This is a genomic window from Lysinibacillus sp. JNUCC-52, from assembly GCF_015999545.1.
Taxonomy (GTDB): domain Bacteria; phylum Bacillota; class Bacilli; order Bacillales_A; family Planococcaceae; genus Lysinibacillus.
Genome location: NZ_CP065546.1, coordinates 3,133,903 through 3,159,128, shown reverse-complemented (window position 1 = coordinate 3,159,128; position 25,226 = coordinate 3,133,903). Strand labels below are relative to the sequence as shown.

General features: G+C 36.2%; 22 protein-coding genes. 4 read left to right on the top strand and 18 right to left on the bottom strand.

What is annotated here, in order from left to right:
• Positions 1-312: 312 nt before the first annotated feature.
• The 4 genes from JNUCC52_RS15650 to JNUCC52_RS15635 are packed head-to-tail and all read right to left on the bottom strand — an operon-like array spanning position 313 to position 4,275.
• Positions 313-927 (bottom strand): response regulator, encoded by a 615-nt coding sequence (locus tag JNUCC52_RS15650; protein WP_228134530.1) that lies wholly within the window; start codon positions 925-927, stop codon positions 313-315.
• Positions 911-3,178, bottom strand: coding sequence for a sensor histidine kinase (locus JNUCC52_RS15645; RefSeq protein WP_337982229.1), 2,268 nt, complete (start codon positions 3,176-3,178; stop codon positions 911-913). Before JNUCC52_RS15645 ends, JNUCC52_RS15650 begins: the two co-directional genes overlap by 17 nt.
• Positions 3,179-3,201: 23 nt before the next feature.
• A complete protein-coding gene (gene comX / locus JNUCC52_RS15640; RefSeq protein WP_139860011.1) occupies positions 3,202-3,360 on the bottom strand; it encodes a competence pheromone ComX in 159 nt (52 codons plus the stop codon).
• A 12-nt stretch (positions 3,361-3,372) separates the two neighbouring features.
• Complete coding sequence (locus JNUCC52_RS15635) at positions 3,373-4,275, bottom strand: polyprenyl synthetase family protein (RefSeq protein WP_337980297.1); 903 nt, start codon at positions 4,273-4,275, stop codon at positions 3,373-3,375.
• 372 nt (positions 4,276-4,647) lie between these two features.
• Here JNUCC52_RS15635 and JNUCC52_RS15630 point away from each other — a divergent pair, with 372 nt between their 5' ends.
• Positions 4,648-5,286: a hypothetical protein gene (locus JNUCC52_RS15630; RefSeq protein ID WP_337980296.1), complete on the top strand. Its 639-nt coding sequence runs from the start codon at positions 4,648-4,650 to the stop codon at positions 5,284-5,286.
• 288 nt (positions 5,287-5,574) lie between these two features.
• On the opposite strand, the gene JNUCC52_RS15625 is transcribed toward JNUCC52_RS15630, so the two are convergent.
• From JNUCC52_RS15625 to putP, 12 genes are all read right to left on the bottom strand, one after another.
• A complete protein-coding gene (locus JNUCC52_RS15625; protein WP_139860006.1) occupies positions 5,575-5,889 on the bottom strand; it encodes an antibiotic biosynthesis monooxygenase family protein in 315 nt (104 codons plus the stop codon).
• A gap of 1 nt (position 5,890) precedes the next feature.
• Positions 5,891-6,898: a siderophore ABC transporter substrate-binding protein gene (locus tag JNUCC52_RS15620; protein WP_139860004.1), complete on the bottom strand. Its 1,008-nt coding sequence runs from the start codon at positions 6,896-6,898 to the stop codon at positions 5,891-5,893.
• 56 nt (positions 6,899-6,954) lie between these two features.
• The gene (locus tag JNUCC52_RS15615) at positions 6,955-7,716 is read right to left on the bottom strand and encodes an iron ABC transporter ATP-binding protein (RefSeq protein ID WP_173479380.1); all 762 of its coding nucleotides are present in this window, start codon (positions 7,714-7,716) and stop codon (positions 6,955-6,957) included.
• Positions 7,713-8,666, bottom strand: a complete 954-nt coding sequence (locus JNUCC52_RS15610; protein ID WP_173479379.1) for an iron chelate uptake ABC transporter family permease subunit — start codon at positions 8,664-8,666, stop codon at positions 7,713-7,715. The genes JNUCC52_RS15615 and JNUCC52_RS15610 overlap by 4 nt, the downstream gene beginning before the upstream one ends.
• Positions 8,659-9,609: an ABC transporter permease gene (locus JNUCC52_RS15605; RefSeq protein WP_173479378.1), complete on the bottom strand. Its 951-nt coding sequence runs from the start codon at positions 9,607-9,609 to the stop codon at positions 8,659-8,661. Before JNUCC52_RS15605 ends, JNUCC52_RS15610 begins: the two co-directional genes overlap by 8 nt.
• Positions 9,610-9,892: 283 nt before the next feature.
• Positions 9,893-10,948, bottom strand: a complete 1,056-nt coding sequence (locus JNUCC52_RS15600) for a YkvI family membrane protein (RefSeq protein ID WP_337980295.1) — start codon at positions 10,946-10,948, stop codon at positions 9,893-9,895.
• 66 nt (positions 10,949-11,014) lie between these two features.
• The gene (menC, locus tag JNUCC52_RS15595) at positions 11,015-12,124 is read right to left on the bottom strand and encodes an o-succinylbenzoate synthase (protein WP_337980294.1); all 1,110 of its coding nucleotides are present in this window, start codon (positions 12,122-12,124) and stop codon (positions 11,015-11,017) included.
• Positions 12,125-12,145: 21 nt separating this feature from the next.
• Positions 12,146-12,970 carry a GNAT family N-acetyltransferase gene (locus JNUCC52_RS15590; protein ID WP_337980293.1) on the bottom strand — a complete coding sequence of 275 codons (825 nt, stop codon included), beginning with the start codon at positions 12,968-12,970 and terminating at the stop codon, positions 12,146-12,148.
• Positions 12,971-12,985: 15 nt separating this feature from the next.
• Positions 12,986-14,113, bottom strand: coding sequence for a M20 peptidase aminoacylase family protein (locus tag JNUCC52_RS15585; RefSeq protein WP_173479374.1), 1,128 nt, complete (start codon positions 14,111-14,113; stop codon positions 12,986-12,988).
• 607 nt (positions 14,114-14,720) lie between these two features.
• A complete protein-coding gene (locus tag JNUCC52_RS15580; protein ID WP_173479373.1) occupies positions 14,721-16,208 on the bottom strand; it encodes a peptide MFS transporter in 1,488 nt (495 codons plus the stop codon).
• A 384-nt stretch (positions 16,209-16,592) separates the two neighbouring features.
• The gene (gene hflX, locus JNUCC52_RS15575; protein ID WP_337980292.1) at positions 16,593-17,879 is read right to left on the bottom strand and encodes a GTPase HflX; all 1,287 of its coding nucleotides are present in this window, start codon (positions 17,877-17,879) and stop codon (positions 16,593-16,595) included.
• A 318-nt stretch (positions 17,880-18,197) separates the two neighbouring features.
• Positions 18,198-19,688: a sodium/proline symporter PutP gene (gene putP, locus JNUCC52_RS15570; protein WP_337980291.1), complete on the bottom strand. Its 1,491-nt coding sequence runs from the start codon at positions 19,686-19,688 to the stop codon at positions 18,198-18,200.
• A 193-nt stretch (positions 19,689-19,881) separates the two neighbouring features.
• Here putP and JNUCC52_RS15565 point away from each other — a divergent pair, with 193 nt between their 5' ends.
• Positions 19,882-21,042, top strand: a complete 1,161-nt coding sequence (locus JNUCC52_RS15565) for a class I SAM-dependent methyltransferase (protein WP_173479370.1) — start codon at positions 19,882-19,884, stop codon at positions 21,040-21,042.
• Between the two features lie 41 nt (positions 21,043-21,083).
• Here JNUCC52_RS15565 and JNUCC52_RS15560 read toward each other — a convergent pair whose 3' ends face one another.
• Positions 21,084-22,403 (bottom strand): ABC transporter permease, encoded by a 1,320-nt coding sequence (locus JNUCC52_RS15560; protein ID WP_337980290.1) that lies wholly within the window; start codon positions 22,401-22,403, stop codon positions 21,084-21,086.
• A gap of 1 nt (position 22,404) precedes the next feature.
• Positions 22,405-23,091 (bottom strand): ABC transporter ATP-binding protein, encoded by a 687-nt coding sequence (locus tag JNUCC52_RS15555; protein WP_173479368.1) that lies wholly within the window; start codon positions 23,089-23,091, stop codon positions 22,405-22,407.
• A 422-nt stretch (positions 23,092-23,513) separates the two neighbouring features.
• Between JNUCC52_RS15555 and JNUCC52_RS15550 the strand changes: the two genes are divergently transcribed.
• Together JNUCC52_RS15550 and JNUCC52_RS15545 are read left to right on the top strand one after the other, a co-directional pair.
• Positions 23,514-24,134 carry a DUF47 domain-containing protein gene (locus JNUCC52_RS15550; RefSeq protein WP_173479367.1) on the top strand — a complete coding sequence of 207 codons (621 nt, stop codon included), beginning with the start codon at positions 23,514-23,516 and terminating at the stop codon, positions 24,132-24,134.
• Between the two features lie 20 nt (positions 24,135-24,154).
• A complete protein-coding gene (locus JNUCC52_RS15545; RefSeq protein ID WP_173479366.1) occupies positions 24,155-25,171 on the top strand; it encodes an inorganic phosphate transporter in 1,017 nt (338 codons plus the stop codon).
• Positions 25,172-25,226 lie beyond the last annotated feature (55 nt).

Genomic DNA, 25,226 nt, shown 5'->3' with positions numbered 1-25,226 from the left:
TTAAACTATTACTCACTTTGGAAAAAATTACTTAACTATGATTAATCTAAGCGTACCAGTACTTATACCACCATTTCAATGTTGGGTTTACGCCATTTTTTTGGCGGTCTTCACTAGTTTTTTTGGCGTGATTTGGCGGTCATGAAAAAAACACCGCCAAAAAATGGCGGTGTTTTTTAAGATATATAGGTATTTAGTTGTGTAAACTAAATAATTTTTCCTGATTAATAATATATTGTCTTTACATTACATAAATACTATCCTTTTATAGAAAAATATAACAATTAATATTTATACTAACATATAAAGAGGCTATAGTAAATTCATTCGTTCAGCAAGATTTACTGCCTCTGTTCGGGAATCTACATTTAGCAAAGAAAACAGCTGTGTTAAATATCTTTCAGTAGTTCGTTGAGGAATGTTTAACTCTATCGCTATAGCCTTATTTGTATGCCCTTCAGCAATCAATCGTAAAATTTTCTTTTCTTTTTCATTTAAATGAATATCGAGCTTAGCATCTTGTATTTTAAATCGATTATCTAGGAAATCTAAGAAATTTTTCGGCAAAACAATTTCTCCATTTGCAATGGCACGAACTGTCCGTAAAATCTGCTCTTTAGAGGCCGTTTTGGCTAAAATCCCCTCTATTTTCCTTTCTAAAATTAGTGGATAATAATCTGTAATGTCATCCCCTGTATAAAGGATTATCGAAGCATCTATTTGCATAGCTTTAATATTTCTCGCTAAATGAATGCCATTTTCTAAAGGCATATTGATATCAATTAGATAAATATCATATGGCTTGTCCTTAATTTTTGGTATTACAGAAGTTGCATCACTCTCTGTATCAACTAAAATGTCTTCATTATCTTTAAATAAATTTTTCGTTCCCTCTAACACAATAGGATGATCATCCACTATGAGCATTGTTATCAAGTGTGTCACTTCCTTCTTTTACTGTAATTCTAATAGACATCCCTTCATTAACTTGAGTATCAATGTAAAATTGTCCATCAAAGGCTTTTACACGCTCTTGCATACCTCGGATTCCCATCGAATCAGCGACAATAATATCATTCACATTACATCCTACTCCATCGTCCTTATAAATGACTTCAAAACCATTGTCCATTTCCTTGAGATGAATTTCAACTGTTGTCGCATAGGAATGTTTCAAAGCATTATTGAGTAATTCTTGAAATAGACGATAGATCATTAAATTCATTCGTTCATCTTCTAAATAAAGGCGATCTATTGTATAAATTAACAGAAAGTTAGCTCTTTCCGTTACTTTTCGTATGAGCTTTTCTAAAGCAGCATTTAGCCCTAATGTATCTAATAGTGGGGGCTTTAAGTTTTCGCAATAAGCTCTTAAATCATGTAGCGATGAAACCATTTGTGTATGAATCTTTACTAGTTTTTGTTGGATTTCTGTAGTATCTTTTGCATTTATTAAAACATCAACTTCTCGAGCAATATGGAGTTGCTCTTGTAAATTAGTATCATGTAATTCTTGAGCTAGTTGATATTTCTCCTCTTCAAACCTAAGCCATAATAGCTTATTTAGCCAAGGTAATTGACTTTCATCTGCTTGCTTCATATGCTTTAGTTCCTCTAACAATTCTTCCACCATTTTTGTATTTTCAATAAAGTTATTTACGTATAACAGGAGCAATTCGAGCCATAAAAGCTCTTCATCTTTTAAATGAATTGAATTGTTATGCCCCAATACTAAGGCTCTTTTGTAATGAGCATCTTGATGGAGGAAAGCTAGATAGACTTTGTCAATTTTCCGTATTTCTCCTAATTTTAAATCTTCCATTAGCATAGGATTTATCGGAATCTTTCCCTCAACCATTGAAGTAAATTGATTTGTGTCATAGTCATAGGTCAATACAAATACATGCTCAAGCTCTAGGTGCAGCGAAACTTCCTGGGCAAACTTTTCTAGAAGCTCGTCTAATTTAATTGTTTTACCGATTCTATCTACAGCCGTATACAACTGATGTATATAGTCCCCTTTAGTCGAAAACAAAATTTTGCGTTTGCGATAATCTACCTTTTCTTTTATGTAGAAAAGAACAATTAACGATAAAAAAGTAAACAATGAAACACCCGACATTATCGTCATCGTTAAAAATTTGCCAGCAATCCAATACAAACCAAAAGTAAACCATGCAGTAAAAATTACAGAAAATATGACATAGTAACGAAGCCTTGTAATATGATATTCAATGTCAAATAATCGTTCCGCTAGTTGTGTAAAAATAAAGCTAAATGGAATAAATAATAAAAATAAAGCACTGATTTCAGCGGAAAGTACGGGATGATGAAATAAAATATTCGGAAGTGCATACAGAAACAAGAATGGAAGAAATGGAATCATTACACTATTCAATAAAATTTTTAACTGGGGTGATTTAAATTTAAAATAGCTAAACAATAAAATAATAAGTATTAAAATAAGTAAAACTAAAAAAACGCCTAAAACAACATACGAAAGAAGGTTGTGCAAATTGTTATTAATAATACCAATATAGCTAAGTAGCATCGCAAAGATAGGCAATAGATAAAACAATTTAATATTATTAAAAAGTAACCAATTGGCATTTAAAAATGAATAATAGTTTCTTAAAAAATGTAAAAGTAATACTAAACATAACAACATACTACCTCGATTGACCATAATGCCCACGATATCGAGACTACCAGATGCTCCTATACTCACATATGCCATGGAAACTGTTAGCATAAATAAAATAAGCAATCTTAAAAGTGAAGTGTTTTTTTGTTTATAATGCAAATAACAAACAACAAATAATGTAAGGAAATAATAGCAGGCAGGGATAAGCAATATATAGTAAAACCGTTCAGTAAAATCTAAACCAGTAGGAGTAATATGAATTTTTTCCCCGTTAGACTTTAATATTGTTAATGAATTTGCCGCCCTAATTGTAAAATCATACTTTATATAAGAAATGTCGTCTATTTGAACATTATCAACTTTTAAAATGATGTCCCCTGCAGAGATTTTCTGCCCATCCACTAATTGATCATGTGAATGCTCTATTACCCAATTTCCATTTTCCTCGATCAAATCTATACCCAAATAAGGCTTGCTATAAGGAACATATAGCAGGTAGAAACCTAGCAATACGTAAACACTTATAGCAAGCATAAACCATTTTTGATTATATAAATTTAATTCCAAATAGGGTCTCTTAAGCATAGTACATCTTCGAATGAGTCAAGTATTGCCTGCTGTTCAATTGCTGAAACACCTATTAATGCAACTTTTTGTTCTTTTAACAGTGGTACTAGTGCTGGGTTCTCTTCTAGATACTGAATTACATTAATCATAAAAATCTCTCCTCATTTCATTAGTTTTATTAGGTATTCTTTACCTAACTTGTTTATAGCAACTTTTTCAAGATTATTCAATGCTTTTATTTTATAGAGATTTTTAATTGCAACTGCATAACGTATTGCACCGCTATTTGTCAACTCATGTTCTGTAACAATATTATCCAAAAATGTAACTATATCTTTATTATAATAGTTTATCACAGATTTTGATACACTATTTTTTTGTGCCATTAGATAAATAATTGGTAATGAATACTTTCTATTTAATAGATCATTTTTAGGTCCCCAAGTTTTTAAATCTAAAATATCGTTTTTTATTTGTTGGATAATACCTATGTATTTCCCGTACTCCTCAATTTCAGCAGTCACCATCCCTTTTGCAAGTGCCTCCCCAATGACGCAACTCATTGCTGTAAGTGACCCTGATTTTTGGTCAATCATTTGTAAGTAGGATTGTTCATCTCGACAAGCATTCAGTACATCTAACTGCTGACCATTAATGCTACGTAACGCATATTGTTCCAGTAGACGAATGGCTATACCTTTATGTTCAAATGATGTCTCATGTATAGCTCTCGATGACATGACGAGTAAGGCAAGTGCTGCATTTAAAGAAAGTTCAGGTGTTTTGCTCCAAATATAGTCCGTATCTTTATCCTGCAAATCATCAATAATATCATAGGATAAAATTAGAAGTTCAATAGCCGCAGCAACTATATATATCTCTTCATTTAAAGAATCAACAAATGCTTCATAATGCCAATAGCATAGTTTTCCAAATGCATAACCCATCTCTTTTTTTTCTGCTTTAAAACTTTTAAGCATTGACTTTATTTCATCACCGAGCATCGAATTATTTTCAATCAGACTGTCTAACGATTCATTAATACGTACATCTATATCACCCAATAGTCCTCTACTCCCTTAAACGTATTGATAAATATTATACATATTAATGGGAATTAATTCTATCTTTTATAAGTTAAATGAATCACTCTATTTTCTATTTATTACCATTAACTATTTATAAATACCGCCAAAAAATGGCGGTATTTATAGAAAGCACGCCAGTTTTTTGCTAGGAAATAATAAAAAACTGGCGGTGTCATTAGAGAGACCGCCAGTTTTTGGCGTTAACTGACCATTGAAATGGCGTCCTGACTAGTGTTACGCTTATGATAAGTAAAAATCATGCGTATTGTATGTGACTTAATTTGCAATTTGAGTGTATGATATTTTAATTATTTATATAATATTCTCTAACATTAAGAGGTGATTGAAATGACGAATGGAGTAAATGACTACGTGTTAATACTTACAGAAACTTTTTCCTGTACAATTTCTGTCTCTGCAGAGGAAATTACTATAAAGAAGCCTTCGAATGAACAACAAACTATTGAACAATTGATTATTCAAGCTGAACAGCGAGCATATCAAGAAGCTTTAGTGGAGTATAAACATAAGTCTTCTATTTCTAACTTCATTTGTAATATCCCTGGATTTGAAGATACTTTTCAGCAAAAACTAGACACGTATATGGCGCAACACGACATTGTAAAAGTACCCGAAAAAGATTTGCCATTACTTTCTTTAGTGAGCCCTTTTACATCTAGTTTGAATATTAATACACCAATGCTCTATAAAACTACTCAGTACTGCATTGTTTATGCTAGAGGAACGCAGAGTGGTCAAAATAGTAGTAATGCCGCTAAAATAAGCAGCTTTGCAGGCTCACCAAATGATTTAAAAAACAATAATCAACATCTCTCTTCCAACATATACAATTCAGTCACAGAGGCCTTTGACGCCTATCATTACTACCCGACTAATATTTCTGGACTATTCATTAATAATGGCGGTATTTCCTTCAACATTAACTCAGCATTTAATATTTGGAGCAAGGCTACTATCAAACATTAAACAGACGTTTCGTTTGCGCTGCTTCCTAAGCTTCGTCGTTCAAATATAATTGCCTCAATATTCAACTTCTATGTGTGGCGAGGTGTGACGTAGTAACAAAAGCCCCTTGCCATTTATCCATTCACCTCTACCTTCTTACAATCCAACAAAAATACATAAACTTCTAATCATTTGACTAGCTCCTCAGTGAGCTTAATTGTTCACACCTTGTTGTATAATGGTTGTTTATATAAAAAGACATAAAAAAAGAGGTGTCACAATTGACTTGTGAGACACCTCTAGTATTTATTAAGCTTTTACATAGTAAACATCTTGACCGCTTTCAATAATATAATCAGGTTTAGGCTTACCAGCATTTGCTTTATGACCTGCAATATGCTCAGGGCTCTTCTCCCAATTTTTCCACGCCTCTTCTGATTCCCAACGAACCATAATTAGCACTTCTTCATCTCCACGGCGAACTTTTTTTACAAGCACTTGCTTATCAATATAACCTGGTTGTTGTTCAAGTAATGAAGGACCATCTTTTTTAGCTCCAAATCGTTCAACAACCTTATCAGCGTTACCCTCAGTTACGACCATACGTTTAATTTGTACAAACATATTAGTTAAACGCCTTTAAAATATCATCAGCTTTAGCAGTTTCTGATTGTAAACCGCCACCTGATAGGTACCAATATTCTGGATCTAAGTAGTAAACTTTACCGTTTTTAGCAGCGTTAGTTGCACCAACAATTTCGTTTTCAATAGCAGCTTTTGTACCAGACTCGCCTTCAGGGTTAACAGCAGCGTCACGGTCAACTACAAATAAAATATCTGGGTTTGTATCACGTACATATTCGAATGAAGCGTTAGCACCGTGTGTAGAAGCTTCGATTTTATCATCAGCAGCTTTTACGCCAAATACATCATGAATTACACCAAAACGTGAACCAGGACCGTATGCAGATAATGAACCTTCATTACCTAAAACGATTAATGCTTTATCTTCAGATGAAGCAGTTTTTGCTTTAAGATCTTCTACTTTTGCTTCGTATGCAGCGAACGCATCAGCAGCTTCTTTTTCTTTACCGAAAATTTTACCAGCTAATTCAGTGTTTGTTTTAAACGATTCCATAAAATTATTGTTATCTACACCAACGAATACAGTTGGAGCAATTTTTGATAATTCTGAGTAAGCAGAAGCTTGACGACCTGAGATGAAAATGATGTCTGGGCTCATAGAAGAGATTGCTTCAAAATCTGGCTCTTTTAAAGACCCAACATTTACGTAAGTTGTGTCAGCATATTTGCTTAAATAACTTGGTACTGATTTTTGTGAAACACCTGCAACTTCAACGCCTAAAGCATCTAAAGTATCTAGGAAACCATAGTCAAATACGACAATATTTTTTGGTTGCTCTTTTAGTGTTACATCTTCAAATGTATTTTCACCAGATGTACTACCTGGGATTGTGATTGGGTAAGCAGAAGCAGCTTCATTTTGCTCTTCAGCAGGTTTATTATCTGTTGAACCTTTATCATCTTCTTTTGATTCTTCTTTAGAACCACAAGCAGCTAATACTAAAAGCATCATTGCCATTAATACCGTAAGTAATTTCCAATTTTTCATTGTGAAATCTCCTTTTTGTTTTTATATTTTTAGATAGTGATGACTATCTATTGTTACTAAGAGTTAAAATACACACAAATGCGGCAACCATTTTGCTCTTGCACAGGGATATCCATATCATAGATTTCCTTTAACGCATCTGAGTTAATAATGTCATTAGTCGGACCGTCTTTTACAACACGTCCATCTTTTAAAGCGACGATATGATCAGAATATACGGATGCAAAGTTAATATCATGTAAAACAATGACAACCGTTTTTCCTAGCTCATCCACCAACTTACGCAAAATTTTCATGATTTGCACAGAATGCTTCATGTCTAAATTATTAAGTGGTTCGTCTAGCAAAATGTAATCGGTGTCTTGCGCAATGACCATTGCAATAAATGCCCGTTGACGCTGACCACCTGATAATTCATCTAAATAATTATGCTGAATGTCAACTAAATTCATATAGTGAATTGCTTCATCTACTTTTTGCTCGTCCTCTGGTTTTAAATTTCCTTTTGAATAAGGAAAGCGACCAAATGAAACGAGTTCACGAATTGTTAGACGCACATTCATGTAGTTTGACTGTTTTAAAATCGAAACGCGCTTTGCAAAGTCATCAGATTTCCAGCGACGCACATCTGACTTATCGAGTAATACTTCACCAGTGTCTGCATTAAGTAAACGGCTTACCATTGAAAGCAGTGTTGATTTACCTGCACCATTCGGTCCAATAAAGGACGTAATTTTACCTGGCGCAACGTCTACACTAACATCTTGAATGACAGGCTTTTTCCCAAAAAACTTAGAAATTTCTTTTACTTGGATCATCCTGCTGACCTACTTTCCTTCAATAATAGGTAGATAAAGTACACACCACCTACAAAGTTGATAATAACGCTTAGTGTTGTATCGAATTTAAATATTCGCTCGACCATCCACTGACCACCGACTAAAGCAACAATACTCATTACACAAGAACCTGCAATTAATACAGAGTGCTTGTACGTCTTGAAAAACTGATACGATAAATTTGCTACGATTAAGCCAAAGAATGTAATTGGCCCAACAAGAGCTGTAGATACTGCGATTAATATCGAAGATAATATGAGCATGCGTTGTACAAGTTTATCATAAGGTACCCCAAGGTTTATTGCTGTATCGCGACCAAGTGACATTACATCTAGTTGACTCATATGACGCCAACCATAAATAAATGTACCTACAATAACAAGACCTGCTAACCATACTAAATCTGAATTTACATTATTAAAGCTTGCAAACATTTTACTTTGTAAGCTCAGAAACTCATTAGGATCAATTAAAACTTGGAAGAAAGTTGTGACACTTCCTAAAAATGTCCCGACAATCATACCGACAAGCAGCAGGAAGTAAATCGGACGTTTACCTTCTTTGAACAATACTCGATAAAATATTAATGCGAAAATGACCATTGCTGAAACAGCTAGCAAAAAATTATAATGTGCGTTAATAACAAATATAGACATCGAGCCAAAGAAGAAGTAAATAATCGTTTGGACCATCATGTACAAAGCATCAAGCCCCATAACACTTGGCGTTAAAATACGATTATGCGTAATTGTTTGGAAAACCACTGTCGAATACGCAATGGCAATTCCCGTTAGTGCCATCGCCACCACTTTAATGAGGCGACGTGGGAATGCATAGCTATAGTTCCCATTTAATTCATAAAAGACGTACAGTAACATAGCAGCTACTGCTAGTCCGATTAATATCAACATTTTCGTACGGTTACGCATATGCTCTCCCCCTAAATAACATAATTAGAAAGATTGCACTTCCGATGACGCCGACCGTCATACTTATCGGAATTTCATAAGGGAAAATTAACACGCGCCCTATAATATCACAGAATAATAGGAACGACATACCGAGTAAAGCCGTGTGCGGTAATGTCTTTGCAAGGTTATCCCCTTTGAACAGCGATATAATATTTGGAATAATTAAACCTAGAAACGGAATCACACCTACTGTTAGTACCACCGTAGTTGTCACTAGAGCTACTAACACTAAACCTAAATTCACAACGAATTTGTAGGAAAGACCAAGGTTTTTTGCAAAATCCTCACCCATTCCAGCCACTGTGAAACGGTTTGCATAAATGTAAGCCATTATTAGAACAGGTACACTTATGTATAAAAGCTCATAACGACCTTTCATTATCAATGAGAAATCTCCTTGTAACCATGCAGAAATGTTTTGGATAATATCAGCCTTATACGCAAAGAACGTCGTAATAGAAGATAGGATATTTCCGAACATTAAGCCTATAAGCGGTATAAAAATCGCATCTTTGAACTTTATTCGATTTAATATTTGCATAAACATTAACGTGCCGGCTAAAGCAAATATGAAAGCGAAGGAAATTTTTTGAAAGTACGTGACATTTGTAAAAAACATCATTGAAATTAGTACACCTAATTTCGTAGCATCTAAAGTTCCTGCTGTCGTTGGTGACACGAACTTATTCCTACTTAAGCTTTGCATAATTAAACCAGCAATACTCATACCTGCACCTGCCAGCAAAATTGCCACCAGTCTTGGTATACGACTAATTAAGAATAGTCTAGTTTCTTCTGATCCGAAGTCCAATAAGTCACTTGGCTTAATATTTACTACACCAATGAATAGTGACACAATAGACAACACAACAGTTGCTGTTAAAAGATATCTTATTTTCATTGTAATCCCCGGTAGATTCATTATTGAGTGTAATTAATAATCAGCTGAAAATGATTATCATTACTCACGATTCTCATTATAAGCATCTTTTTATTATCAGTCAACCTCCTATTGAGAATTGTTCTCGCTTTATTTGGAAATACTTAAAAACTATGTTTTTTCAACAAAAACACCGCTAAATTGAGATATTTCTCATTCAAACATGTTGCTCTTTCCCCTCAGAAATTTATTCAAAAAAAAGGGGTAATTGAGAATGACATAGTTGCCCTTCTCAATCACCTCATTAAGCTACTCTTCTTATTCCTCGTAGCCATGCAAAAATTATCGACGCTACTAAAATAAAGCCTAAATAGCCCATTACCGAATATAATTTTGATACAAGTGTTGTAAAGCCCACTTGGCTCGCAAAAAAGCCTAGAATGCCCATACAAATGACAGCGACCTTAAAGCTAGGCTTTGTCGGTTTAAAAAATCGCACCGAAAACGAATAAAACATACCTACCGCTGTATTGTAAATCATCCCCAATAAAGAAAATGACATTAATAAACCTACTATTGGATGAATTTCATTAGCTAATGCGAGCATGGGAATATCCAATCCAACAATAACGTTCATTTTAGCGAGAAGGGAAAAATGAATAATTAAAATGAGCGCGCCTAACAATAGTCCTCCGATAATGCCACCTATGCCTGCAATTCGCTCATTTCGTATAGCGCCACACATCACCGTGAGAAGCGAAAAACAAACGCCGATATTAAAAGACATATAGAGCAAAGCTGTTACCCACCAGCTTTTTGATGATGTTGGTAATTGTTGTTCTGCTATCACTGCTTGCTCTGCAAATGTTAGATCCATCGTAGCTATGGAATAGACCGCAATAATTGTAACAACAGCTAACAAATAAGGCGTCGCAATGGCTATTATATTAATAATACTTTTTACATTCATCATAACTGTCATCATAGTGAGGACAATCATACAAATGCTCCCTAGCCATACGGGTAGTCCAAACATTTGCTCGAAAGTAGCACCCGCTCCAGCAAACATAATAACTGACACACCAAACAAAAAAAGTGATAGTACAAAGTCCATTAGAAAGCCGATAGTATTACCCGAAATTTGATATATCAAATCCTTATGAGATGTTGTCCGCAACCGTGAACTAATTTGTGCTATACACATTCCCACAAAGGCAAACCAGAGTGTCGCTAAAAGAGCGCCTAATATCCCCTTATTGCCATAACTCGTAAAATACTGGATGATTTCTTGCCCTGATGCAAACCCCGCACCGACGATTATTCCTACATAAGCACCGCCGATTTGCAAGCTCTTTTTCAATCACTTCTCTCCTCGACTATTTATCTGACAAACAGATGGAGAAAAGGCAGCCTCCATCGCTTAAAGCTATTCCTTATAAACTTTCTTGCTCATTGTTAATTTATCAATAACTGCCATATTTAGCTTATAGCCTATACCAACACTTGTAGGCACATGAATAACGCCATCTTCTACCATAACCTCAGGCACTATAATATCCTCATACCAATAATGACTCGAACCTGCTGTATCACCAGGTAATATGAAATTGGAGAGTGCAGTTAATGCTATATTATGCGCTCGTCCGATTCCCGCTTCCAACATGCCTCCACACCAGACAGGAATGGCATGCTCCTGACAATAGTCATGAATCTTCTTAGCCTCCGTTAAACCACCTACACGACCAATTTTTATATTAATGACACCACAACTACCTAGCTCGATCGCTTTACGAGCATCTTCAAGTGATGTAATACTTTCATCTAAACATATTGGTGTTTGTAACTGCTTTTGCAGCTTGGCATGATCTATAATATCGTCAACTGCAAGTGGTTGCTCAATCATTAAAAGGTTAAAGGCATCCAGCTGTTGTAGCACTTCTATATCCTTTAATGTGTACGCAGAGTTTGCATCTGCCATCAATGGTAAATTAGGAAATGCAGTACGGATAGCACGGATAACTTCTACATCGTACCCAGGTTTTATTTTAACTTTTACTCGTTTATAACCCTTTTCTACATAGATCTTTATTAAATCAATCAGTTTTTCTGTGCTAGCTTGAATTCCTAAACTAATCCCTACGTCAATAGTATCTTTGCTTCCACCTAAAGCATGGGCAAGGGACTGTTTCGTTTGCTGTGCATAAATGTCCCACACAGCCCCTTCAATAGAAGCTTTCGCCATGCAATTACGCCGAATAGGCGAAAACAAGGCACTAACCTCATCTGGGTGTGCAATCTCTTTATGTAGCAAGGTAGGCATTAAAAAGTCCTCTAACATGTGCCAAGTTGTCTTTAATGTCTCCTCTGTGTACCACGGTGCTACAAAAGCAACTGTTTCTCCCCAACCAATCGTTCCTGACGCATCCTTCACCTCTAAAAGCAATAGCTCTTTTTCACTAACAGTACCAAAACTTGTTGTGAACGGAGCCTTCATCGGCATTTTTAAATGTCTTATTGTAATTTCTTCTATTCTCACAAAGTTCACTCCTTATCTCTATTATAAAGCCAATAAAGAGCGTCTGACTAACAGATAAAAGTGTATATATTCTTTTTGCTTTTTTACTCGAACAATGGCATATTCTTGGGCAAAGAAGGTAGTTAAAATTGTACGAATCTTATAACGCCAGTCCTCAGCTAATTTCGGACTTTCCACCTTCATCTTTTGTAAATACTGTGGAATAGGAACTAAATAAGCGTCCTTATAAAATTTTTGGTTACTTTGAAATTCACTATCTTGATCGAGCACAGGTAATCCATCAACCGTCAATGACCATGATACAACTTGCTCTGCCGCTTCTTCTAGCTCATCCAAGCTATCATTTGCATGATTACGCTCAAGCCACCATTCTACCGCAATCCGATCAGAGGGCAGTCCATCATTAAAATCATCTTGTAACGGCCCATAATAATCTATTTCATACTGATTGCTATATGCATCCAGCTTTAAAAATGATAAATTTGCTAAACGCGCTTCTAATGGATCAAATAGCCAACGAACTAGCTGAAAACCATTTTCTCGCGCATATTCTTGTTGAGCATGCTTCAACAACTCTCCTACACCTTGTTCACGATATGTTTTTTCGACGCCAATCATGTGTGAGTGTAGATACATTTTTTCTTCCCGGTAACCTACAAAGCAGTAATTAAAACCAATTAGTCGACCTTCCAAATACGCCCCAAGCAATAATCCACCATTTTGAACAGCCGCTAGCATTTGATGTGAGGGAATTGCCTGACTCCCCCAGATTTCAACATTTAAGAATTGCACCTCAGCAATTTCCTCAGGTGTCATCATTTTTCTAATAGAAACGTTTTCTAACATTATCTGATGCCTCCTCTATGTTTCGAGTTCTAATGCTCCTAATACAGCGTTTGTAAGAATCTCAACTCCAGTTACAAGTCTTGCCTGCTTAAATTTCATTTTTGGATGGTGTAATCCAGGTGTTAATCCGCAACCTAGTCCAAGCATTGTCGATTTTAAATGCGGACGTTGAACGGCATAATGGTGGAAATCCTCTCCGCCTGGTGTATGCACAGGCTTTCGTAAATTAGATAGCCCCGCTGCCTTAACAATGGCTTGCTCCATCATATATTGAGCAGTTGTGTCTACCTCTGCTGCCACAATATTAGCAACTGTACGCAACTCAATTTGCACTTTATGCAAAATTTTCGAAGAATCAATAACACGTTTCACACCTTGAGCAAGTGTATCCATTACATCATTTCGTTGTGCTCTTATATCAATCGTGAAAGCTGCTTTACCTGGAATAATATTACCTGACTCACCTCCAGCTTGAAATTTTGTCATCTTAACGGATACAGGCACCATGGGATCTGTATGTATGGTGCGTAAATCTTCGATAATTGTTGCACCTACCTCAATTGCATTCACACCAAGGTGTGGTCTTGCCGCATGTGCATCCTCACCGATAATTTCGCCTTCGAGTAAACGAGAGGCACCATGGTACAAAGCTGCACAATATGTGCCGTCCTCAAGCTCGTGTACTGGTCTTAAATGGACTCCAAATAGAAAATCCAAGTCATCAATAATGCCCTCTTTTAGAACCGCTAATGCACCTGTTCCTTTTTCTTCAGCTGGTTGGAAAATAACACGAATTGTGCCTTTGTATGATTGAGACTGCTCTTTCAGAAGTAAAAGAGCTCCGATTGCCATTGTCATATGTCCATCATGTCCACAAGAATGATTTGCTCTAAACTCACCATCTACTTCTTGCCATAATGCATCTATATCCGTCCGTAAACCTACCTTTGGGTTTCCATCACCAATATCAACATACAGCCCTGTGCAATTTTTAAAGCGTTGTGGTGAAAATCCTTCACGCGTCAACAAATCAAAAATATAATTTGTTGTTTCTACCTCTTGCCAGCTTATTTCTGGATTCGCATGTAAATACGTGAATATCTCCATTAATCGTGGCCTCAAACGATCCAATGCTTCTTTCATGACAACCAACCCCTTAAAATTGTTACTAGTAAGATTATTATAACGAAAAACAGCTCTATTCTACAGAAAATTAAATTATCTTCTAGCTAATAGACTACACAAGAGACAAAAAAGGTGCAGGGACATTACTCTAAAATTTTAAAAGCAGGGCAAAGGTGTATGTAATAATAATAGTTGGTGGTAGCGGAGGCGGTGCCTCCTGCGGGAACGCACGCATAGTAAGACGCAACAAGCCGCGCGTTAGCGAGGGTTGCGGCTTACGTGTGTGCCCGCGGAAAGCAACCGCCGTAGCGGACACCAACATCATTGCAAAAATGGTTGGATTGTTGGCATTTTCCCGCTATGCAAAATGGATGAAGCCTTAGCTATTCTTACTTTTGCAATAAGAAATTTAGAAGAATGCACTAGTTGATGGTAGCGGAGGCGGTGACTCCTGCGGGAACGCACGCAGCGTAAGACGCAACAAGCCGCGCGTTAGCGAGGGTTGCGGCTTACGTGTGTGCCCGCGGAAAGCACCGCCGTAGCGGACATCAAACGGCATAGCAAAAAAAGTGTTAGATTGACCGCAGTCAATCTAACACTTTTTTCTTTTCTCTAGCCTCTTTAACTAATTAATACCACGCATCGCCTTAGAAATAATAGGTGAAAGTACTAATAAGAGTATGCCGATAACAATCGACAATGTTCCTAAGAATCCGAAATATGTGAATTCGCTTACAACTTCATATACCTTTACAAGCTGTGCGTTAATTGCTTGAGCCGCAGCACTCGTTAAAAACCAAAGTGACATGGTTTGTGCAGCAAAAGCTTGTGGCGCTAATTTCGTTGTTGCAGATAGACCTACTGGAGACAATAATAATTCCCCAACTACTACTAAGAAGAATGATAATACTAACCACAATGGACTAACTAAAGCTTGTCCACCTGAAAGATGTGCTGGAATCATCATTACTAAAAATGATAGTCCTGCAAAAAATAGTGAATAAGAAAACTTACGTGGTGTTGATGGTTGCTTATCGCCCCATTTTAACCATAGCATCGCAAATAATGGAGACATGGTAATAACGAATAATGGGTTAAGCGATTGGAACCAAGACGATTCAAGATGGAAACCACCAATATTTAATTGTGTACGCTCATCTGCATACGTTGCTAAAATTGTTGCACCTTGTTCTTGAATAGCCCAAAACATAACCGCGGCTAAAAACAACGGAATGTATGCAAGTAGACGAGATTTCTCATCTTTTGTAGTTTTCTTACTACGATACATATAAATAAAGAACACTGTTGGTATTATCACACCAAGTGCTGTAATAATTAAGCTAAAGACATCCATTGTTAGTACACCAGTTTTAATACCAATGCCACCTAAAACGATAATGACTAATGCTATAATACCGAATTGCGTAAAGACTTTTTTACGTTCTTCAGGTTTTAACGGGTTATTTACTTGTAAGCCCGCTAGACCTAAATATTTTTTCTCAGTTACTTTAAAAACAATTAATCCAACTAGCATACCAACTGCTGCTAAACTGAAGCCTAAATGGAAACTATACTTTTGTCCAATTGTTCCGACAATAAACGGCGCAATGAATGCACCCATATTAATACCCATATAGAAAATTGAGAATCCTGCATCACGACGACTATCTGTTTCAGCATAAATATCTCCTACAATACTTGAAACATTCGGTTTTAATAAACCAGTACCGATAACAATAAACGCCATTGAAGCAAATAACATTGTCACACCGCCAGGGAATGCTAGCAGTAAGTGACCGATCATAATTAACACGCCACCATAAAAAATCGTTTTACGTGTCCCTAAAAGTCGATCGGCAATCCAGCCTCCAATAATACCCGACATATAAACAAGCGATCCATATATAGCCATAATTGAATTCGCTGTTCCGCGATCAAGACCTAATCCACCTTCATTTAATTCATAATACATGAAGAAGATTAGAATCGCTCGCATACCGTAGTATGAAAAACGCTCCCAGAATTCTGTGAAAAATAATGTAAAGAGCCCTTTAGGGTGTCCGACAAATCCTTTTTGAGGGACGGATTTTACAATTTCATCTTTAGTAGACATACAATATCCTCTCCCACTTTCATTATTCATTTAAATATTGTTCCCCATTGATAAGGATAAAAAACTATGTTTCATCATACTAAAGCGTTTTTATTACTTTCGCAAGAGTTTTAAAAAATGTTGAAAATTTGTCATTTTTCTTTATATTCAGACTGATTAGTTAATATTTTATTAAATATATTGAAATATCTACGTTTTCTCACTCTTCCCTCTCCTCTAATAAATTGTATTTAAATTTAATGTTTGAAAATAATAAATATTAGGTTTTTTATACTTTTTTCCAAATAAAAAATCAACAGCCATAATTGCTGTTGATTTTTCTACACACCCAATTTAGATTACAATCACATTGCAATACTAATTTGCGTATGAATTATTTAATTGCTATTTCACAACAAAATGTTGATATTTTGCGTAATCAGCTTCTTTTGCTTCAAGCTTTAATAATGTGCCATTTTCTTCATATGCCGTTTCGTAAATAGTTGCATTTTCATTTAAATAAGACACTATATTGCCCTGCTCATATGGAATAAGCATTTTACATGTCACATAATCAGAAAAAATGTGTTGGCGTATAATTTGTAATAGTTCATCTAATCCAGTACCCTGCTTTGCAGAAATCCATATATTATCCCCACTAATGACTGGGTACGGAACATTTGCTAAGTCTGCTTTGTTATAGACATATATAGTAGGGATTCCCTCAACCCCAACTGCCTTTAATGTTTCATTTGTAACATCCATCATAAAACCATGCTCTTGATTTGAAACATCCACAACATGAAGCAATAGATCAGCATCACGTGCTTCTTCTAGTGTTGAGCGAAACGCCTTTACTAAGTGATGTGGTAATTTACTTACAAAGCCTACTGTATCAGTTAATAAAAATGACTTCTTATCATGTAATTCAATATAACGGACGGACGTTTCAAGCGTCGCAAACAGCATATCCTTCTCAAATACTTGCTTATGATCTTCTTGTCCAATTTTAGCGAGCAGTTGGTTCATGATGGTTGACTTACCAGCATTCGTATACCCTACAATGGACACAACTGGAACTGCATTTTTCCGACGTTGTTTTCGTTGTGTCTCTCGCTGCTCCTTCACTTGCTCCAGCTCTTTTTTTATTTTTGAAATCTGATCTTCAATTTTACGGCGATCTAGTTCCAGTTTCGTTTCACCAGCTCCACGGTTTTTAAAACCGCCTCCAGTACCACCACCTTGTCGACTTAGCGAAGCGTGCAAGCCGACTAACCGTGGAAGCATATATTGAAGTTGTGCTAACTCTACCTGCATTTGCGCCTCACGTGTTTTTGCACGACGACCAAAAATATCTAAAATTAACATCGTTCGATCGATTACTTTCGTTTCTAAATCACGCTCTAAATTTCGGATTTGTGAAGGTGATAATTCATCATTAAAAATAACAAGATTCCCTTGTGCTTCTTCATAAAAGCTTTTTATCTCTTCGATTTTACCCGTACCAACATAATGTGAAGGTGTGACACGCTCTAAATTTTGTGTCACTACGCCTACGACTTCTACATTCAATGCTTCGGCTAAATTTGTTAACTCTTCCATAGAATACTCAAAATGCTTATCATTGCGTAAATTAACCCCAACAAGAATAGCCTTTTCTAGCAAAACATCTACTTCTTTCAATTTTTCCACTCACAATCCTCCCACCAACGCCTTGGTGACGCTACAGCAAATTTTCTTCATCTTACCATATAATGCCCGAATCTGTGTCTTTTAGTCGAGTTTCTTTCATGACACCAAAGCGCTATTATTTAACAAAATTACTTAGCGTTGAATTTTAATGATTAAAAAATAAATACGCCCTAAAGTTGGGCGTATTCGAACTGTAGATAAAACTTTTTATTTTCTTAACTTCTAATAAAAAATCGAACTACGTCATACTTTTTCCCAATGGGCTTAGCCTAAATTCTATAAGAAACGAACAGTATTCCTTTTTTTAAGTTTTGTTCATCATTTTCCTTGTTCTTCTTTTAACAGCGATAGGCTACGATTGAATTCATCTTCAATCTCATCGTTTCTTTTGTATGTCATCATACTAACGATTATGGCTATTACTAAACAAACGAGGAAACCTGGTACGATTTCGTAAAGAGCTGTTGACAGTGAATTAATTTTCCCCCAAACAAAGGCTGTTACCGCTCCTAATACCATCCCACTGAGCGCTCCGTAATTCGTCAGTCTCTTCCAATATAATGATAATAAAATAATTGGTCCAAATGCCGCTCCAAACCCAGCCCAGGCAAAACCTACTAAATCTAAAATAGAATTTTCAGGATTCCAAGCTAAAATGGCAGCAATTATCGCTACTACTAATACTGCCATTCGGCCAATAAAAACATAATGTTTATCAGTAGCTGTTTTATTAAACAAAGCCTTGTATATATCCTCAACAAGTGCGGAAGAGGTAACAATTAATTGCGATGAGATTGTACTCATAATTGCTGCTAAAATGGCCGCTAGCATTATACCCGCAATAAATGGATGGAACAATAATTGACCAAGTACAATAAACACCGTTTCAGCATCCTTTAATTCGCCAGCATTTTGTTGATAGTATGCTACACCTACTAATGCCGTTGCAAGAGCACCCGCAAGACTTAATATCATCCATCCAATACCAATACGACGTGCCTGTTTTGTTTCTTTTACTGAACTAATCGCCATAAAACGCACGATAATGTGCGGTTGCCCAAAGTATCCTAATCCCCATGCAAGGGAAGAAATAATCGCGGCTGCAGTCGCTGTTGCTGGCAGTAAACTTAAATGCTCTGGGTTAACCGCCTTAATGGATTCGACTGTTTCACTAAGTCCACCCGTTAAAAACAATCCGAATAACGGTACTGTTATAAGTGCTAAAAACATAATTAGGCCTTGCAAAAAGTCTGTATAACTTACCGCTAAAAAACCACCAAACAATGTATAGGCAACAACTACACCTGATACTATTAATAAACCTGTATGGTATTCATAGCCAAAAGAACTATCAAAAAACTTGCCTCCAGCTACCATTCCTGAAGATACATAGAATGTAAAAAATATAAGAATAATGAGCCCAGAAGCAATGCGTATTAATTTCGTATTATCCCGTAATCGATTATCCAAATAACTTGGAATCGTAATAGAATCATTGGAAACTTGCGTATAAACTCGTAATCTTGGTGCGACAAACATCCAGTTTAAATAGGCACCGATTGTTAAGCCGATTGCAATCCATGCTTCCACAAGTCCCGATAGATAAATTGCACCTGGCAACCCCATTAATAGCCAACCAGACATATCCGCAGCACCAGCACTAAGGGCTGTTACAGCTGGTCCTAGCGAGCGTCCCCCTAGCATGTAATCCGTTAAATTTGAAGTTTTTACAAATGCATACCAACCGATTCCTAGCATTGTAATCATATAAATAATAATAGCGATTAGCTGATAAGTGTTGTCCGACATAAGTCTTCCTCCTATCCACAATTATTCTTTACCTTCAAAACGTTTCACTATAAATATACCGTAAAATTATTAAAAACAAAATCGTTTATCTGAATATTCGATATACTGATTATTTAAAATTGAAAACAACAATGCGTTCATAAAATTGTGTTACACTAATGCCATCTATTACACAACGAAGAAGGCGAAATAAATGACATTTGAAGAAATGAAAGAAAAGCTACAAGAGCAATTTGCACAACAACAACTCGTTGCAGCTACAATCAGTCAACCTCGAATGAAGTCTAATGAAGTAAAACGTATTAAACTCAAACCCATCATGCTGAAAGAGGCTTATCATATACAAATTGAATACCAATATGAGCGCATTTTAAAACATGAGAACGTCCTACTGGCAGATTTCTCTCCTAAGCTCGAGCTGTTTTTTGCTGATTTCCGTCAAGCACATATCGATTTTATTGACGAAAAAGTACAGGTACAGCTATCGAAAAAGAACAAAGTATTATGGAAGTCTGATAAAACAGCTACTCCAAAGGAAGTCAACTTAGCACATAACCGTAAGAAAAACTATTTACTGGATGAGTCCACCCCCTATCCTTTTTTAATTCGCTTAGGTGTACAAAGTGAAGAAGGAAAAGTGAAAAAACAAAAATACGATAAATTCAAGCAAATTAACCGCTTCATTGAATTTATCGACGATGCCTTAGCTTATTTGCCAAAAGATCGCCAAGTCCGCATTTTAGATTTCGGTTCAGGAAAATCCTATTTAACGTTTGCCTTATATCATTACTTAAAAATTGAAAAAGGTTTGGATATTCGTGTTACTGGCTTAGATTTGAAAAAAGAGGTTATTGAGGAATGCTCACGAATTGCACAGGATTTAGGCTATGAGCAACTTGAATTTTTAGTTGGGGATATTAATGATTATAATGACGAGTCCAGTGTAGACATGGTAGTGACTCTCCATGCCTGTGATGTTGCAACAGATATGGCATTATCACGCGCAGTGAAATGGGGAGCAAGTGTTATTTTAAGCGTCCCATGTTGCCAGCATGAGCTAAATCGTCAACTTGATACACCTGCACTCGACATCATGCTTCAGCACGGTCTTGTCCGCGAACGCTTTGCGGCACTGGCTACTGATTCAATTCGCGCAGAGATTTTATCGCTTGTTGGCTATGAAGCGCAATTACTAGAATTTATCGACATGGAAAACACACCAAAAAACATACTAATTCGAGCATATTATACTGGTAAAAAGCCAAGTACACAGCAACGTGCTAAGTACGATGCTTTTGTAACACTGTTGAATGCGAAGCCGTTTTTGGCAAATGAATTAACATCTTATTTATAAACTATGAAAACCCGAGGCGCATTATGTGCCTCGGGTTCTTTTTATAGCTCTTGTCGTAACGCTTGGATAACATCGATCTTTGTTGCTTTACGAGCTGGTCGGTAGCCTGAAATCATCGCAACACCAATGCTGATAGCTGACGCAATAAGAACGAGCTGCCATGGAATAAGTGAAAATGTAATATCAGACGAACTAAACGCATCTTCACCTGTTGCCGCTTTTAATATTAACGGTAAAATCGCATTTGCTGTAAAGCTAATCGCATACGAAATCATTACCGCAATGATTGTTCCAAAAATACCGATAAATGTACTTTCCATTAAAAATAGACGTTGAATCAGCTTTGGACTAGCGCCAATCGCCTTTAAGACTCCAATTTCGCGTGTACGCTCTGTAACTGCCATTGTCATCGTATTAAAAATCCCAATAGAAGCGATCAATACGGCAATTGTGCCAACAAAAATTAAACCAATCTTCAATACAAGGAAAAATACATCCATTTGATCTAATTGCTCAGTCACTGAATACACACTATAGCCTTTGTCTTTAAGTTTTTCCAAAATAGGCTTTACGTGCTCTAAACTGTCTGCATATATATTAAATTCCGAATTAAACACTTCATCTTCTGATACATCATCCAATGCCGCTAAACTGCTACCTATTGCCTCTTTCTGCTTTGAATCCATATGCACTGTATTGTCGATCATCCAATCATAAGAAGGCTTCTTCGTCACACCGACAATCGTATATTTTACCTTTTCAGTTTCAGTCGCTCCATTTGAATTAGAAATTAACGATAACTCAATCTCTTTACCTATGACAGACTGTTTATATCCTTCCTCATTTCCATCATAGTACGTTCCCTCAGCCTCAGCCTTTTTACTTTTTTCGTTAATAACTTCGCGATCGGCGTCATTTAATAATGTTTGAGCGAAATGATACCCAACAATAATCTCATTCGGCTTTGTTGGATACTGTCCTTGTGCAAGTTTCCCCGTTACATCTTTAAAATCTTTCATATTCGTTAAAATTAAGTTTGAGTTTGTATCACGGTCTTCAAAATATGAGTGCGCACTTGCATTAACTGTAATCGTTTCAAGTACTGTCTTAACATTTTCTATCGATTTTATTTCATCTTTTTGTTGCTCTGTAAATTGTGAACCATCATATACTTGTATTTTTGTTACATTTTCATCTGAAAGAATTTCGTTACGAATTGAATCTTGTAGTCCAAACCCTACAGATGCAAGGACAATTAAAAATGCACAACCCATTGTTGCAGCTAGCACTGTCATAAATACGCGTAGTTTATTTTTCTTTATATGTTGTAAAACAAAATCTAGTTGATCTTTCCATACCATGTTATTTTTCCTCCTTCACAAGCTCGCCATCAGACATTCTGAAACGTTGATGAGCAATCGTTGCCACTTCTTCATCGTGCGTAATAATGACAAAGGTTAAGCCAAGCTCACGATTTAAGCTTTGAATAAGGAGTAATATATCTTGTTCTGTTTCAGAATCTAAGCTACCCGTCGGCTCATCCGCAAGCAATATCGGAGGATTGGTAATCAACGCTCTTGCAATACTTACACGCTGTTGCTGACCGCCTGATAATTCATTTGGATAATGGTCAGCTACAGCTGTTAAACCAACCTTCTCCATTAACTTCTTTACCTTTTCTTTACGTATAGCTTTGCTTGCACCTTGCAATTTCAATGGCAATTCGATATTTTCAAATGCAGTTAAACCTGGCATGAGTTGAAAGTTTTGAAAAATAAATCCGAATTGTCGCAATCGAAAAGCAGCACTCTCTGTTTCATTAAGTTTTGCTGTTTCTTGTCCATTAACCTTTATCGAGCCTTGTTCAGCCTTCATAAACCCTGCTAATGTTTGAAGCAATGTAGATTTGCCTGAGCCACTTTTGCCGACAATCGCGACAATCTCGCCCTTCTTTACCTCGAAATTGACGTCCTTTAATACAGGTACATGCTTTTCCTTGCCTTTTTTCCCAATTAAAAATGTATGTTGTAAGTTCTCGACTTGAATCATTTTTGTTGTAATGCCCCTTTCTCGTACTTTCTTAAGTATAGAAAACAATTCTTAAAAATATTGAAGGATAAAAATGAAGATATTCTTAAGAAAATAGGGAACACTATGTTAAAGGGCATTTCTTTACAATGCGTTTACAATTCAATTTAGCCATCAAGTATAATCGCGTAATTGTGATTGCTATATTCTGTACTAAACAACCTATATTTTTCACAAAAACTCTTATTTTATAGGCATTTCCCTGTACTAATAGGAATAAATACACATGCGATACAGCTTATTTGTGAACAAATTGTATATTACAGGATTGTAAAGTTTTATGTAGAGAAGATAAATTTTATGTAGATAAACGAAAGATTTTGTTATGATAGTAAAGTTTAAAGGTTGATTATTTTATATACATCCAGGAGGATTTCATTTACATGCTTAACTCAAAAAAACAAGACCCTTTCTTTATAGCATTGCATAAAATTGCAGAAAACATGAGAGAGGCCGTACATTACGCAAATGATTTTCGTATTACAAGTGTAGCTGACTTAAAAGAGATTAGCATTACAATGAAGAATTACGAAACAGCTGGCGATAAACTTATTCATGAATTAATCGTGATGCTAAACAAATCATTTATGACACCGATCGAACGCGAAGATATTTTAGAATTCGCAATCCGTATGGACGACGTGTTAGATGGTACGGAGCATTGTATCGCTCACTTTGAAATGTTCTCTTTAACAGAGGTTGACGAAGCGATGCGTATTTTCTTAGGCTACATTTCTAAAAGTGCCGATGAAATTGTTAAAGCTACAGAAGAGTTAAAGAAAAAAAATCTTATTGGCATGCGCCCACATGCAATTTTAATAAAAGACTATGAGCGTGAATGTGATGAAGTACAAAGAACTTCTATTAAGCAATTGTTTTTAAATGAAAAAGATCCAATCCGCATCATTAAATTTAAAGATATTTATGAACAACTAGAGGATATCGCTGATTATTGTCAAAACGTTGCAAACACAATGGAAACAATTATCATGCGAAACGCGTAATTAGGAGTGGGTCACTTACAATGAATACAATAATTATACTAACCGTATTGGTCGTCATCTTTGCCCTAACATTTGACTTTATCAACGGTTTCCACGATACAGCAAATGCTATCGCAACGTCGGTTTCAACTAGAGCATTGCCTCCACGTGTTGCCATTATTATGGCGGCGACGATGAACTTCATCGGTGCTATTACATTCGTCGGTGTAGCAAAGGCTCTAACAAAAGATATTGTAGATCCATTTTCTTTAAATGCCTTTCAAGGAGATACTACAGGTTCTGTCGTAATTTTAGCCGCATTGATTTCAGCTATTATTTGGAACCTGCTTACTTGGTATTTTGGTATCCCATCAAGTTCTTCACATACGTTAATCGGTTCAATTGCTGGTGCTGCAGTTGCTTCTGCAGGCTTTGGCGTACTTAACTACGGTGGTTTTACAAAAATTATTATGGCTTTAGTATTTTCACCAATTCTTGCAATTTGTGCCGGCTTTCTAATGATGTCTCTGTTTAAATTATGGTTTAAAAACTTAAATCTATATCGTACGAACAAAGGCTTCCGTACAATGCAAATTTTCACAGCGGCTATACAATCGTTTACACACGGTACAAATGATGCGCAAAAGGCAATGGGTATTATGACAATGGCGCTAATCGCTGCAGGCTTACACACTGGGGATGATATTCCTTTCTGGGTTCGAGCAGCGGCAGCAATTGCTATGGGGCTTGGTACCTCTATTGGTGGTTATAAAATTATCAAAACGGTCGGCGGTAAAATTATGAAAATCCGCCCTGTAAATGGCGTTGCCGCAGATTTAGCTTCTGCTACTGTTATTTTCGGTGCAACTCTAATTCACTTACCAGTATCGACAACACACGTGATTTCTTCATCAATCATGGGCGTTGGTTCAGCGCAACGTGTTCGTGGTGTAAACTGGGGAATGGCACGTAAAATCGTGACAACGTGGATTATTACAATGCCAATATCAGCTGTTATGGCATCCGTTATTTACTTTATATTATCTTTATTCTTCTAGATTTTACGGCACTTTCTGCTCAAAGAAAGTGCTTTTTTAGTTTTGGTGTCAGGCA